Origin of the sequence: Microbacterium sp. (genome assembly GCF_031178525.1) — a bacterium.
Lineage (GTDB): Bacteria > Actinomycetota > Actinomycetes > Actinomycetales > Microbacteriaceae > Microbacterium.
Map to the genome: position 1 here is coordinate 1 of NZ_JAPSJA010000052.1, position 12,911 is coordinate 12,911.

Annotated in this window: 11 protein-coding genes; 6 read left to right on the plus strand and 5 right to left on the minus strand. The window is 69.4% G+C overall.

The features are described 5' to 3' along the window. The 3 genes from RIF89_RS05460 to lepA form a co-directional block, all read right to left on the minus strand. On the minus strand, positions 1-598 hold a 598-nt coding region (locus RIF89_RS05460), incomplete at its 3' end, for a radical SAM protein (RefSeq protein WP_309068130.1). Further along, the gene (locus RIF89_RS05465; RefSeq protein ID WP_203138746.1) at positions 598-1,251 is read right to left on the minus strand and encodes a DUF1990 family protein; all 654 of its coding nucleotides are present in this window, start codon (positions 1,249-1,251) and stop codon (positions 598-600) included. The genes RIF89_RS05465 and RIF89_RS05460, both read right to left, overlap by 1 nt. Before the next feature lie 31 nt (positions 1,252-1,282). Further along, positions 1,283-3,130 (minus strand): translation elongation factor 4, encoded by a 1,848-nt coding sequence (gene lepA, locus RIF89_RS05470; RefSeq protein WP_309068131.1) that lies wholly within the window; start codon positions 3,128-3,130, stop codon positions 1,283-1,285. Between the two features lie 263 nt (positions 3,131-3,393). On the opposite strand from lepA, the gene RIF89_RS05475 reads away from it, so the two are divergent. The 6 genes from RIF89_RS05475 to rpsT all read left to right on the plus strand — a co-directional run bounded on the left by RIF89_RS05475 (position 3,394) and on the right by rpsT (position 10,481). Next, positions 3,394-4,365 carry an ABC transporter permease gene (locus tag RIF89_RS05475; protein WP_309068132.1) on the plus strand — a complete coding sequence of 324 codons (972 nt, stop codon included), beginning with the start codon at positions 3,394-3,396 and terminating at the stop codon, positions 4,363-4,365. Position 4,366: 1 nt separating this feature from the next. Next, positions 4,367-5,311, plus strand: a complete 945-nt coding sequence (locus RIF89_RS05480; RefSeq protein ID WP_309068133.1) for an ABC transporter permease — start codon at positions 4,367-4,369, stop codon at positions 5,309-5,311. Beyond that, positions 5,308-7,395 (plus strand): ABC transporter ATP-binding protein, encoded by a 2,088-nt coding sequence (locus tag RIF89_RS05485; RefSeq protein WP_309068134.1) that lies wholly within the window; start codon positions 5,308-5,310, stop codon positions 7,393-7,395. The genes RIF89_RS05480 and RIF89_RS05485 overlap by 4 nt, the downstream gene beginning before the upstream one ends. An 81-nt stretch (positions 7,396-7,476) precedes the next feature. Then, positions 7,477-9,195, plus strand: a complete 1,719-nt coding sequence (locus tag RIF89_RS05490; protein WP_309068135.1) for an ABC transporter family substrate-binding protein — start codon at positions 7,477-7,479, stop codon at positions 9,193-9,195. A 153-nt stretch (positions 9,196-9,348) separates the two neighbouring features. Then, positions 9,349-10,104 (plus strand): alpha/beta hydrolase, encoded by a 756-nt coding sequence (locus tag RIF89_RS05495; protein ID WP_309068136.1) that lies wholly within the window; start codon positions 9,349-9,351, stop codon positions 10,102-10,104. Positions 10,105-10,220: 116 nt separating this feature from the next. Beyond that, on the plus strand, positions 10,221-10,481 hold the full coding sequence (rpsT, locus tag RIF89_RS05500) for a 30S ribosomal protein S20 (protein ID WP_203135215.1): 261 nt from the start codon (positions 10,221-10,223) through the stop codon (positions 10,479-10,481). A 90-nt stretch (positions 10,482-10,571) separates the two neighbouring features. Here the strand turns inward: rpsT and holA are convergent, their stop codons facing one another. Both holA and RIF89_RS05510 read right to left on the minus strand, forming a co-directional pair. After that, complete coding sequence (gene holA, locus RIF89_RS05505) at positions 10,572-11,609, minus strand: DNA polymerase III subunit delta (RefSeq protein ID WP_309068137.1); 1,038 nt, start codon at positions 11,607-11,609, stop codon at positions 10,572-10,574. Between the two features lie 37 nt (positions 11,610-11,646). Then, a partial coding sequence (locus tag RIF89_RS05510) for a ComEC/Rec2 family competence protein (protein ID WP_309068138.1) occupies positions 11,647-12,911 on the minus strand: 1,265 nt, incomplete at its 5' end.

Sequence of the window (12,911 nt, forward strand, 5' to 3'; positions counted from 1 at the left end):
GCGTCTCCCCCGGCGCGCCGTAGATGAGGTCGACGCTGACATCGAGGCCCTCCCCGCGCGCGGCGTCCACGGCCGTCTGCACGTTGCCGGGAGTGTGCGTGCGGTCGAGCGCCGCGAGCACGTGCGGCTCCGACGACTGCATCCCGATGGACATCCGCGTCACGCCGGACGCCGCGAGCTCGCGCGCCACGGCGGGCGTCACGGTGTCGGGATTCGCCTCGACCGTGATCTCCGCACCGTCCGCGAGCCCGAAGGCGCCGCGCACGCCGTCGAGCATCCGCCCCAGGTCGCCGGCCGGCAGCAGCGTGGGCGTGCCGCCCCCGAAGAACACGGTGGTCGCGGGGCGCACGGGAGCCGCGTCGGCCAGCACCTCGCGGCCCAGCGCGACCTCGCGCAGCAGCGTGTCGGCGTACTGGTCTTGGCGCGCCCCGCGCAGCTCCCCCGACGTGTAGGTGTTGAAGTCGCAGTAGCCGCAGCGCACCCGACAGAACGGCACATGCAGGTACACGCCGAAGTCGACATCCGGATCGATCCGGATCTGCCCGGGCAGCCGACCGTCCGCCGGAGCGGGATCGCCCAGCGGAAGGGGACCGGCCATCACGAACCCGGAGTGGCGAACAACGGCGAGATCGCTCGCAGGTAGCCGGCGAACAGCGCGCGGCGGCGGCGCCGCACGAACCCGCGGAACATCCGGTAGAGCAGTCCGACCGGGCGGTCGAACGCCTTCACGGTGAACCACACCTCGTCGTTCTCGCGCCACTCGATCGTGAACGACTCCTCGCCGCTCACCATGGATCCGCCCACGGTGCCGAGCGCGAACCCCACGCGGCGCGCCTCCTCGATCACGAAGATGACGCGCAGCTCGGCGTCCGCGCGCATGCCGTTCACCCTGCCGTGCACCCGCAGCGTGGTGCCGGGGCCGGCGTACGGCGTGCCCTCCGCGTCGTAGCGCTGGTCTGTCTCGAGCTTGGACGGCGCGATCGCGTTTCCCTCGCCGTCGAAGCTCACGCCGGAGTACGCCGGTCCCGGAGCGGGGCGCACGTCGGTGACCCGAAGACCGGCGCCCTTCAGAGCACCCCACGACAGCAGCGCGTCGCCGGCCGTGCGGAAGCGGTCCTCGCCGCTGCCGATGCGCCACGAATCGGCAGCCGGGAGACTGTGCTCGGGCGGGTACTGCAGCAGGTCGTGCGCCTGGGTGGCGCCGACCGCCGCATAGTCGACCGTCTCGTCCTGGAAGGTGCCGCGACGCATGTGTTCCACCCTACGTGCCGAGCCTGAACCTCTACTTGGCCTTGCTCTCGACGTCACCGGACAGCGCCGCGATGAACGCGTTCTGGGGCACCTCGACGCGACCGATGGTCTTCATGCGCTTCTTGCCCTCCTTCTGCTTCTCGAGCAGCTTGCGCTTGCGGGTGATGTCACCGCCGTAGCACTTGGCGAGCACGTCCTTGCGGATCGCGCGGATGTTCTCGCGCGCGATGATGCGCGCGCCGATCGCGGCCTGGATCGGCACCTCGAACTGCTGGCGCGGGATGAGCTTGCGTAGGCGCTCGGTCATGGTCGTCCCATACGCGTACGCCTTGTCGCGGTGCACGATCGCGCTGAACGCGTCGACACGGTCGCCCTGCAGCAGGATGTCCACCTTGACGAGATCGGCGTCCTGCCGTCCGGCCGGCTCGTAGTCGAGGCTCGCGTAGCCCTGCGTGCGGCTCTTGAGCTGGTCGAAGAAGTCGAACACGATCTCGCCGAGCGGCATCGTGTACTTCAGCTCGACCCGCTCCTCGGACAGGTAGTCCATGCCGAGCAGAGTGCCGCGACGCGACTGGCACAGGTCCATGACCGTGCCGACGTAGTCCTTCGGGGCCAGGATCGAGGCCTTCACGATCGGCTCCGAGACGGACCCGATCTTGCCGTCGGGATACTCGCTCGGGTTGGTCACGACGATCGTCTCGCCGGTCTCGGTCAGGACCTCGTAGATCACGCTGGGTGCGGTCGTGATGAGGTCGAGGCCGAACTCGCGCTCGAGCCGCTCGGTGATGATCTCGAGGTGCAGCAGGCCCAGGAAGCCGCAGCGGAAGCCGAAGCCCAGCGCGACCGATGTCTCGGGCTCGTACGCGAGCGAGGCGTCCGAAAGCTTCAGCTTGTCGAGCGCGTCGCGCAGATCCGGGTAGTCGCTGGCGTCGATCGGATACAGGCCCGAGTACACCATGGGCTTCGGATCGACGTAGCCGGCCAGCGCGTCGGTCGCGGGTGTGCGCGCGTTGGTGACGGTGTCGCCGACCTTGGACTGGCGCACGTCCTTCACGCCCGTGATCAGGTAGCCGACCTCGCCCACGCCGAGTCCCTTCGAGGGCGTGGGCTCGGGGGCCGACACGCCGATCTCGAGCAGCTCGTGCGTGGCCTTGCTCGACATCATCTGGATGCGCTCGCGCGGCGACAGGCTGCCGTCGATCATGCGCACGTACGTCACGACGCCGCGGTAGGCGTCGTAGACCGAGTCGAAGATCATCGCGCGCGCCGGTGCGTCCGCGTCACCCCGGGGCGGCGGGATCTCGCGCACGAGGCGGTCGAGCAGCTCCTCGACGCCCTGACCGGTCTTGCCCGACACGCGCAGCACGTCGTCGGGACTGCCGCCGATCAGGTCGGCGAGCTCCTTGGCGAACCGCTCCGGATCGGCGGCCGGCAGGTCGATCTTGTTGAGCACCGGGATGATCGTCAGATCGTTCTCGAGCGCGAGGTACAGGTTGGCGAGCGTCTGGGCCTCGATGCCCTGCGCCGCGTCCACCAGCAGGATCGCGCCCTCGCACGCCGCCAGCGAGCGGGACACCTCGTACGTGAAGTCGACGTGGCCCGGCGTGTCGATCATGTTCAGCGCGACGGACTCGCCGTCGATCTCCCACGGCATGCGCACCGCCTGGGACTTGATGGTGATGCCGCGCTCGCGCTCGATGTCCATGCGGTCGAGGTACTGCGCGCGCATCTCCCGGTCGGAGACCACGCCGGTGATCTGCAGCATGCGATCGGCCAGCGTGGACTTGCCGTGGTCGATGTGGGCGATGATGCAGAAGTTGCGGATGCGCTCGGGGGGCGTCGCGGCGGGCTCGAGCGGAGTGGAGGCGCGGGGTGACATGTCCCGTCGATTCTACGGTGCGAGCGCCGTTCGTCCTGCGACACCCTCTCGCGAGCAGATCGCTCGTATACTCCTATCCCGAGATGCCTCACACCATGCAGGTTGCACGCCCATGACCCGCATGTTGCATGTTTTTCACGGCGAGAACACAGAACGGTAACGCTTTTCGCACGTGCTGGCTTCGTCGAAGACGACGAAGATCCAGGGGGTAGAGTCCCCGACAACGTCTGTCACGAAAGAAGTTTCACGCCTTGATCCGTTTCATGCTGCGCCGCACTGCGGGCTGGCTGCTGATGATCGTGGCGGTGACCAATCTCACGTATTTCCTCGCCTGGGGTTATCTCGACCCGCGCGCGAACTACGTCGGCCGCCGCCCCCCGCTCACCGAGGAGCAGATCGTCGGACTGCTGCGCCCGCGCAATCTCGACGACAAGATCCCGCTCATCGAGCGGTGGTGGGGCTGGTTCAGCGGCATCGTGCTGCGGTGGGACTGGGGAGTCAGCCCGGTCGGGCAGTCGGTCAACGAGCAGGTCGCCTACCGCATGTGGATCTCGGCCGAGCTGATGCTGGGGGCGACGATCCTGCTCACGCTCGTGGGCGTCGGCCTCGGCGTCTACACGGCCTCGCGGCAGTACCGCACGGCCGACCGCGTCTGGCAGGGCGTCTCGATCGTCACGATGAACATCCCGGTCGTGGTCGGCGCACTCGCGATCGTCCTGCTGGCGATCGCGCTGAACAACGCGGTCGGCGAGCGCATCTTCTACGTCACCGGCGCGGCCTCCCCCGGCGTGAGCGGGTTCTTCCCCGTCCTCATCGACACGCTGCAGCATCTGGTGCTGCCGACCCTGGCGCTCGTGGTGACCGGCTATGCGCAGTACCACTTCCTGCAGCGCTCGCTCCTGCTGGACAACATCAAGACCGACTACGTGCGCATGGCGCGGGCGAAGGGCCTCACCAAGCCCCAGGCCGTGCGTCGCCACGCCCTGCGGACCTCGCTGATCCCCGTCGCCACGCAGGTGGCGTTCTCGATCCCGGCCATCTTCACGGGCGCGATCCTCACGGAGTCGATCTTCCAGTGGGAAGGCATGGGCAAGTACTTCCTCGACACGATCACCAACAACGACATCCACGGCGTCGTGGCCATCGCGGCTTTCGGCGCCATCCTGACCGCGCTCGGCGCCGTCCTCTCCGACGTCGCCGTCGTGGTCCTCGACCCCCGAGTGCGGGTGAGCTGACATGAGCGTGACGAACAGCCTGATCGATCCCCTCGAGCACGGCGACAACCCGCCGCCCTCCGATACCGCGCTGCGCACCCCTGGGCGGAAGCGGATGTCGAAGTGGGAGCTGTACGGCCGCCGCTTCGCGCGCAATCGCGGTGCCCTCATCGGACTGGCGATCTTCGTCCTACTGGTGGTCTTCGCCGTCGTCGGGCCGATGTTCCAGCAGTACGACCACATCGAGCTCGACTTCCTGGCGCTGAGCGACCCGCCGAACGCCGAGCACTGGTTCGGCACGAACAACGCCGGCAACGACGTCTTCGCCATGGTGGTCGTGGGCCTGCAGCGCTCGCTCATGATCGCGCTCGTGGTGGCGATCGGAACGACGGTGATCTCCGCCGTGGTCGGCGCCGCCGCCGCGTACTTCCGGGGCTGGGTCGAGCGCATCACGCTGCTCGTCATCCACTTCCTGATGGTGACGCCGACGTTCCTCATCCTCGCGATGATCTCGAACGACGCCGGCGGCGACTGGCGCATCATCTCGCTCGTCATGATCCTGACCGGCTGGTTCTTCTCGGCCCGCGTGATCTGGACGCTGTCGCTGTCGATCCGCGAGCGCGAATACGTGCAGGCCGCGCGCTACATGGGCGTGCGCGGCTTCACGATCGTGCTGCGCCACATGCTGCCGAACATCGGCTCGCTGCTCGTGATCAACTTCACGCTCGGCGTGGTCGCGGCCGTGCTGACGGAGACCGGGCTGTCGTTCATCGGCTTCGGCGTGAAGCTGCCCGATGTGTCTCTGGGCTCGCTGATCGGCATCGGCTCGCGCAGCGTGTCGAGCGCGCCGTGGCTGTTCTACTTCCCGGCCGGCGCCCTGACGCTGCTGACCGTCTCGATGGCGCTCGTCGCCGACGGTCTGCGCGATGCGCTCGATCCGACCTCGGCGGCGGGAGGCCGCGCATGACGATCTCTGACACCACCGCCACCACCGTCCTCACCGAGCCCGTCCTGACGGTCCGCGACCTCACGGTCAGCTTCCCGTCCGAGGCGGGGCGCGTCGACGCCGTCCGCGGCGTCTCCTTCGACCTGCGTCCCGGCCGCACGCTGGGCATCGTGGGCGAGTCAGGATCGGGCAAGTCCGTCACGTCGCTCGCCGTCATGGGGCTTCTCGACGACAACGCCCGCGTGGACGGGTCGATCGTGTTCGACGGGGACGAGCTGCTGGGCAAGACCGACGCGCAGATGTCGAAGCTGCGCGGCAACGGCATCGCGATGATCTTCCAGGACCCGCTGACGTCGCTCACGCCCGTGTTCACGATCGGCGACCAGATCATCGAGGCGCTCACGGTGCACGACAGCCGCCTGTCGCGCCAGGCGGCGGCCGAGCGCGCGATCGAGCTGCTGCGACTTGTCGGCATCCCGAACCCCGAGAAGCGGCTGAAGTCCTTCCCGCACGAGTTCTCCGGCGGCATGCGCCAGCGCGTCGTGATCGCGATCGCTATGGCGAACCGCCCCAAGCTCATCATCGCGGACGAGCCGACAACGGCCCTCGACGTCACGATCCAGGCGCAGATCCTCGAGCTCATCAAGACCGCGCAGCGCGAGACCGGCGCCGCCGTGATCATGATCACGCACGACATGGGCGTGGTCGCGAATATCGCGGACGACGTGCTCGTGATGTACGCAGGCAAGCCCATCGAGCAGGCACCCGTCGACGAGCTGTTCGCCGACACCCGCATGCCGTACTCGATCGGCCTGCTGGGCGCGATCCCCCGTGTGGACAAGGCCGAGAAGCAGCCGCTGGTGCCGATCAAGGGCAACCCGCCGCTGCTGGTGAACCTGCCCGACGCGTGCCCCTTCGCCGACCGGTGCCCCATCGCGGTGGACGCGTGCCGCCGCAAGGAGCCCGAGCTGCTGCCCGTCGGCGGCAAGATCGACCATCGCGCCGCGTGCATCCGCGCCGAGGAGATCCGCTCGGGCCACATCGACGGCCACCCGGTCTATCCGGTCCCGGTGATCCCGACCTCGGAGCTCGTCCGCACGCCGCGCGAGGAGCGCCCGGCGACGCTCGAGGTGCGCAACCTCGTGAAGACCTTCCCGCTCACGAAGGGCGCGTTCTTCAAGCGCCGGATCGGCGACGTCCACGCGGTCAAGAACGTCACGTTCGACGTGCGCGAGGGCGAGTGCATGGCGATCGTCGGCGAGTCCGGCTCCGGCAAGACCACCACGCTGCTGCAGATCATGGATCTCGCGGCCCAGACCGACGGCGACATCCGGATCAACGGCGTGAGCGTGGCGGAGATCAAGGGCGGGCGGGCCGAGCGCGACCTGCGCCGCGACATCCAGATCGTGTTCCAGGACCCGATGGGTGCGCTCGACCCGCGCATGACGGTGTTCGACATCATCGCGGAGCCGCTGCGCACGATCGGCGAGCCGAAGGACCGGATCGAGACGCGCGTCGACGAGCTGATGGATCTGGTCGGGCTCGACCCCGCGCACAGCGACCGGTTCCCGACGGCCTTCTCGGGCGGTCAGCGTCAGCGCATCGGCATCGCGCGCGCACTGGCGACGAACCCGAAGGTCGTCGTCCTGGACGAGCCGGTCTCGGCGCTCGACGTGTCGATCCAGGCGGGCGTCATCAATCTCCTCGACGAGCTCAAGGTCAAACTCGGGCTGTCGTACCTGTTCGTCGCGCACGACCTCTCGGTCGTGCGGCACATCGCCGACCGCGTGGCGGTGATGTACCTCGGAAACTTCGTCGAGCACGGCGACGTGGACGAGGTGTTCGACAACCCGCAGCATCCGTACACGCAGGCGCTGCTGTCGGCGATCCCCGTGCCCGATCCGAAGGTGGAGCGGACACGCGAGCGCATCGTGCTCACCGGGGACCTGCCGAGCCCGACCGAGAAGCCCAAGGGCTGTCCGTTCGTCAGCCGCTGCCCGCTGTACAAGACGCTCGGCGAAGCGGAGCAGGTCCGTTGCGAGACGGAGGTGCCGGCCCTCACCGGTCGGGAGGGCGTTCACGTGAACGCCTGTCACTACCGCTGAGCTGGTTCACGCACAAGACTCACAACTCAACAGTCCCCACCATCCGAATGGCGCCCACGAGGCGTCGAAAGGAGCACCAGAATGAAGCTGCAGCACAAGCTGCTGGGCGTCGTCGCCGCCGGCGGCGCGCTCGCACTGACCCTCGCCGGCTGCGCCGGCGGCGGCAATGACGGAGGCTCGGGCGAGGAGACCCCCGCCGAGACGATCACGGGCGCGGACTACAACCCGCAGCCGCGTGAGAACCTCGAGCAGGGCGGCGAGGTGGTCTTCCCGATCACGGAGATCACGCCGCAGATGAACCCGAACCACGGCGACGGCTCGGTCGACACGACCACGCTGTGGACCTGGTACAACCCGCAGACGATCCTCATGACGCCCGAGGGCGAGGCCTCGGCCAACCCCAACTACCTCACCGGCTGGGAGGCCGAGGAGGTCGACGGCAAGACGGTCGTGACCTTCACGATCAACCCCGAGGCGAAGTTCAACGACGGCACGCCGTTCACGTGGGAGTCGTACAAGGTCACGTGGGAGGCCCTCAACGGCACGAACGAGGAGTACTCGCCGAGCACCACCGACGGCTACTCGCTGATCGAGTCGGTCGAGCAGGGCGAGGACGAGTTCCAGGCCAAGGTCACCTTCTCCCAGGTCTACCCCTGGTGGCAGGGCCTGTTCTGGAACCCGATGCACCCGGAGATCAACAGCCCTGAGGCCTTCAACGAGGCGTACCTCGAGGAGCCGAACGCGCAGTTCGGCGCCGGCCCCTACAAGATCGAGGACGTCGACCTGAACGGCGGCACCATCTCGTTCGTGCCGAACGAGAACTGGTGGGGCGACGAGCCCATGCTCGACAAGGTCACGTTCCGCGTGCTCGAGCCGACCGCCATGGTCAACGCCTTCCAGAACGGTGAGATCGACTACGCCGACAACCTGACGGCCGACAACCTCGAGCAGCTCAAGGACGTCGACGGCGCGGTCACCTACCGCGCGCAGCGCACCGCGACCAACCTCCTGCAGATCAACGCGGAGCGGCCGCAGTTCGCAGACCTCGAGGTCCGCGAGGCGATGCTCAAGGCCATCGACCGCGAGCAGATCAAGGAGGTCATGTGGGACGGCCTCAACTACACCGAGGACCCCGTGGGCTCGCTCAACCTGTTCCCGTTCCAGGACGGCTACGTCGACGCGCTCTCCGAGGCCGGCTGGGAGTTCAACGTCGAGGATGCCAACGCGATCCTCGACGAGGCCGGCTGGGAGATGAACGGCGACGTCCGTGAGAAGGACGGCCAGGCGCTCGAGGGCCGCCTGCCGATCTTCGGCGACGACCCGATCACGCAGGCCCGCGCCCAGGTCATCCAGCAGCAGCTGGCGGCCATCGGCGTGGACATCGAGATCGACGTCCGTCCCGCCAGCGACTTCTCGACCGTCCTGTCCACCAAGGACTGGGACCTCGTGATGCTCGGCTTCTCGTCCAGCGACCCGTACGGCGTGGCCTACATGTGCCAGCTGTACTGCTCGGACAGCAGCCTGAACCTCTCGGCCACCGGCACGGAGGAGATCGACGAGCGCATCGCGAACGAGGTGTCGGCCCTGCCGACCGCCGAGGAGCAGACCGAGGCGGGCCTGGCGCTCGAGTCGGAGATCATCCAGGAGACCTGGGGCATCCTGCCGCTGTACATGGGTCCGTGGATCTCCATGGCCAAGGAGGGCCTGGCGAACCTCACGCCCGAGACCTACACCGGTCTCGACCTCTTCGGCCTGTCGCCGGTCGAGAACGTCGGCTGGGAGAAGGGCGCGGCGGAGTGATCCTTCGCTGAACCTCTGATCCGATCCGCTTCGGGGTCGGTGGCTTCGGCCACCGGCCCCGAAGTCGTTCCCGCTGTGAGGCCCTCTCGCCACGCACGGCGGTCCGACGCCGCTCCCCACGGGTCGGCACCGACGGCCGCTTAGTGTGGAGCCATGCGTGTGCAGGTCGTGCTCGTCCACGGGATCCGGACCTCCGCCAGCATGTGGCGCGCGCAGGTCGCGCACCTCGAGGAGCGCGGCATCGACGTCACCGCCGTGGATCTGCCCGGTCACGGGACGCGCCTGCAGGAGACGTTCACGATCGACGGAGCGTTCGAGGCGATCGACGCTGCCGTGCGTGCGGCCGCCGAGCGCGGCCCCGTGCTGCTGGTCGGGCACTCGATGGGCGGTCTGCTGGCGGTCGAGTACGTCGGACGCGAGGACCCTCCGCCGGTCGCGGCGCTGATCGCCGCTTCGTGCACGGCGATCCCGCGCGGGCTCGGGCTGCGGGCGTACCGCGCGTTCGCCGCGGGGATGAACGCGCTGCCGGGGCGGGGTCAGCGGCTCACCAACGCCGTGCTCCGCGCGACCCTGCCGCTGGAGACGCGCTCGGATTTCGGCGCGGGCGGCTACGCCTACCTCGCACAGGATGTGGCGCTCCGAAGCCTGTCCGTGCTCGATCTGGCGGCGGCGCTGCGCCGCATCCGTATCCCGGTGTGGTTCGTGAACGGCCAGTGGGACCAGCTTCGTCTGCACGAGAAGGTGTTCGTGGCGCTCGTGCCGCACGCCGAGCTCATCGTCGTGCCGAGAGCCACACACCTCGTGACCGCGATGCGCCCGGAGGTGTTCAATGCCGTGCTCGGGCTCGCGATCGCGACGATCGAGGCCGGGCCCGATGGCCCGGCCGCGAACGCGGGAGACGCGGCCTGACCTGCTAGACTCGGTCCTTGGCTTGCGTGTGGGATCGACCCACACCCGTCGTGCGACACCCCTCTCTTGTCAATCGACATCGTCCGAACAACCTCTGAACGAAAGTCTTTCGACACGTGGCAAACATCAAGTCGCAGATCAAGCGCATCAAGACCAACGAGAAGGCGCGCGAGCGCAACAAGGCCGTCAAGAGCGAGCTGAAGTCCTTCGTCCGCCGCACGCGCGAGGCCATCGCCGCCGGTGACAAGGCCGCCGCCGAGGCCGCCCTCGCCAAGGCCGGCAAGAAGCTCGACAAGGCCGCCAGCAAGGGCGTCATCCACAAGAACCAGGCCGCGAACCGCAAGTCGGCTCTCGCGTCGAAGGTCGCCTCGCTCTGAGCTGAGCGTCTTCGAAAGGCCCGTCCCGTTCTCGGGGCGGGCCTTTCGCTTCGCCGCCGCTCTCGGTTCCCGACGCCGCGACGGCCGCTGCTACTCCCCGAACGGGCGGCGGTTGGCGATCACGGAGATCATGCGCTCGAGCGCGAACACCGGATCCCGCGACGCACCCTTGACCTCGGCGTCGGCGCGCGCCGCCGCCTGGATGGCGAGGCCGAGGCTCGACTGCGTCCAGCCGACGAGGTCGCGTTTGGCGTTGTCGACCTGCCAGTCGCGCATGCCGAGCCGTGAGGCGAGCACACGCGACGGCTCGCGGGAGCCGGCCACCTTCGCCATGGTGCGAAGCTTCATCGCGAACGCCGCGACGACGGGGACGGGGTCGGCGCCGGAAGCGAGCGCGTGACGGAGGCTGACGAGCGCCTCGCCGTAGCGACCCGCGATCGCCGCGTCGGCGACCGCGAAGGCGTTCAACTCGACGCGACCGCCGTAGTAGCGACTCACGACCGCCTCCGAGATGTCGCCGTCGACGTCCGCCAGCAGCTGCTGACATGCGGAGGCGAGTTCGGCGAGGTCGCCGCTGAAGGCCGAGACCAGAGCGTGCAGCGCCTTGGGCGCGATCCGGCGACCGGCCGCCTTGAACTCGCCCGCGGCGAAGTCCTGACGGTCGCGCTCCTTGGTGATCGCGGGGCACGGCACCTCGACGCCCGAGCCGGTTCCCGCCCGGATCGCGTCGAGCAGCTTCTTCCCGCGCACGCTCGCGCCCGTGTGGCGGAGCACGACGGTCGCGCCCTCCTGCGGGTGCTCGATGTACGCCAGCGCCTCCGTCAGGAACGCGTCGCTGCACTTCTCCACACCCGACACGCGGACCAGGCGAGGCTCGCCGAACAGCGACGGCGACGAGACCGCCAGCAGCGTGCCGGCCAGGTAGTCGTCGGCGCGGATGTCGGTGATCTCGAGCGCCGGATCCTCGGCCTTGAGATACGCCCGCACGCCGCCGATCGCGCGTTCCGCGCACACCTCCTCGGGGCCCGACACCAGCACGACCGGGGCCGGTCGAGGCTCGCGCCACGACAGCTGCGGGATGGACGACTTCGCGCCGCGCGACGATCTCGATGCGGGTGCGGCAGCCATACGGCCAGCCTACCGGCGGCCCCCGACAGCACCGGCGTCACGGTGGACGCTCGCGCCACAGCGACAAGCCGTCCGGCGTGGATGAGACGAGGAGCAGCCCCTCGGTGTCCGTCCGCGCGATCGTCGCGCCGATCGCGCGGAGCGTCGCGAGGATCTCGTCGCGTGGATGGTCGTAGTCGTTGTCCGCGCCGACGGTGACGAGCGCGACCGACGGCGCCAGCTCGGCATACAGCTGCGGGAGCTGATCCGCGCTGCCGTGATGCGCGACCTTCACGACCGAGAACGGCCCCGCGATCCGTTCGGTCGCGAGCATCGCCGCCTGCGCGGAGGCGGACAGGTCGCCCAGCAGGATGGTGCGCGGCAGGTCGGGCCCCGCGATCTCGATCACGACGCTGGAGTCATTGCCGGGCTCGAACGCGTGCGATTCGGCTCGCGGCCAGTGCGCCGTCCACCGCGCGTCCCCGAGCAGGCCGGTCATGCCGACGCTCGCCTGCACCCGGCGCGGCGCGCCGATCGCGTCGAGCACGGTCTCGTCCTCGGTGCCGCCGAGCGGCCCGTGCAGCACGGTCGCGACCCGGCCGCGCACCGCCGAGATCCCGCCGACGTGATCCAGGTCGAAGTGCGTCAGCACGAGCAGATCGATCCGTCCGATCCCCAGGCGGGACAGACAGGCCGCCAGGGGCGCGGGATCCGGACCGACGTCGATGACCGCGACCGCTCCCCCGGATCGCAGCACGAGGCCGTCGCCCTGCCCGACCTCGCACCCGGCGATCGCCCAGTCGCGAGGCACCGTGAGGGGCCCCGCGACTCCGCCCAAAGCGCCGAAGCCGGTCGAGATGCCCGCCGCGACGGCGAGCACCGCGGCGGCCGCGGCACGCAGGCGACGGTCGGCGAGGCCGTCCCTTCCCGCGCGCACGAGGGCGACGCCGGCGGCGGCACCCAGCACGACGAGCAGCAGAGCGCCCACCGGTCCGGGCACCCACGTGAGCCGCCCGCCGGGCATTGCCGCCAGCGTCTGCGCGGTGGCGGCGATCCACGCGGAGGGCAGCCAGGCGATCGCCGCGAGCCCGTCCGCGAGCACCGGGATCGGCGCCGCGAGGCACGCCGCCAGTCCCACGATGGTCACGACCGGCGCGGCGGGACCGGCGAGCAGGTTGGCCACCACGCCGTACAGCGGCACCTCGGGCGCCAGCAGCACGAGCACCGGCCCGCACGCGAGCTGCGCGGCGAACGGGACGCTCAACGCCGCTGCGAGCGGCAGCGGCAGCCAGCGGGACAGACCGCGCGCGATCGGCCCCGCGA

What these genes read in the sequence shown, in the direction of transcription:
- RIF89_RS05480 (WP_309068133.1), top strand. Translation starts at nt 4,367, where the DNA reads ATGAGCGTGACGAACAGCCTGATCGATCCCCTCGAGCACGGCGACAAC.
- holA (WP_309068137.1), bottom strand. Translation starts at nt 11,609, where the DNA reads ATGGCTGCCGCACCCGCATCGAGATCGTCGCGCGGCGCGAAGTCGTCC.
- RIF89_RS05465 (WP_203138746.1), bottom strand. Translation starts at nt 1,251, where the DNA reads ATGCGTCGCGGCACCTTCCAGGACGAGACGGTCGACTATGCGGCGGTC.
- RIF89_RS05495 (WP_309068136.1), top strand. Translation starts at nt 9,349, where the DNA reads ATGCGTGTGCAGGTCGTGCTCGTCCACGGGATCCGGACCTCCGCCAGC.
- RIF89_RS05490 (WP_309068135.1), top strand. Translation starts at nt 7,477, where the DNA reads ATGAAGCTGCAGCACAAGCTGCTGGGCGTCGTCGCCGCCGGCGGCGCG.
- lepA (WP_309068131.1), bottom strand. Translation starts at nt 3,130, where the DNA reads ATGTCACCCCGCGCCTCCACTCCGCTCGAGCCCGCCGCGACGCCCCCC.
- RIF89_RS05485 (WP_309068134.1), top strand. Translation starts at nt 5,308, where the DNA reads ATGACGATCTCTGACACCACCGCCACCACCGTCCTCACCGAGCCCGTC.
- RIF89_RS05475 (WP_309068132.1), top strand. Translation starts at nt 3,394, where the DNA reads ATGCTGCGCCGCACTGCGGGCTGGCTGCTGATGATCGTGGCGGTGACC.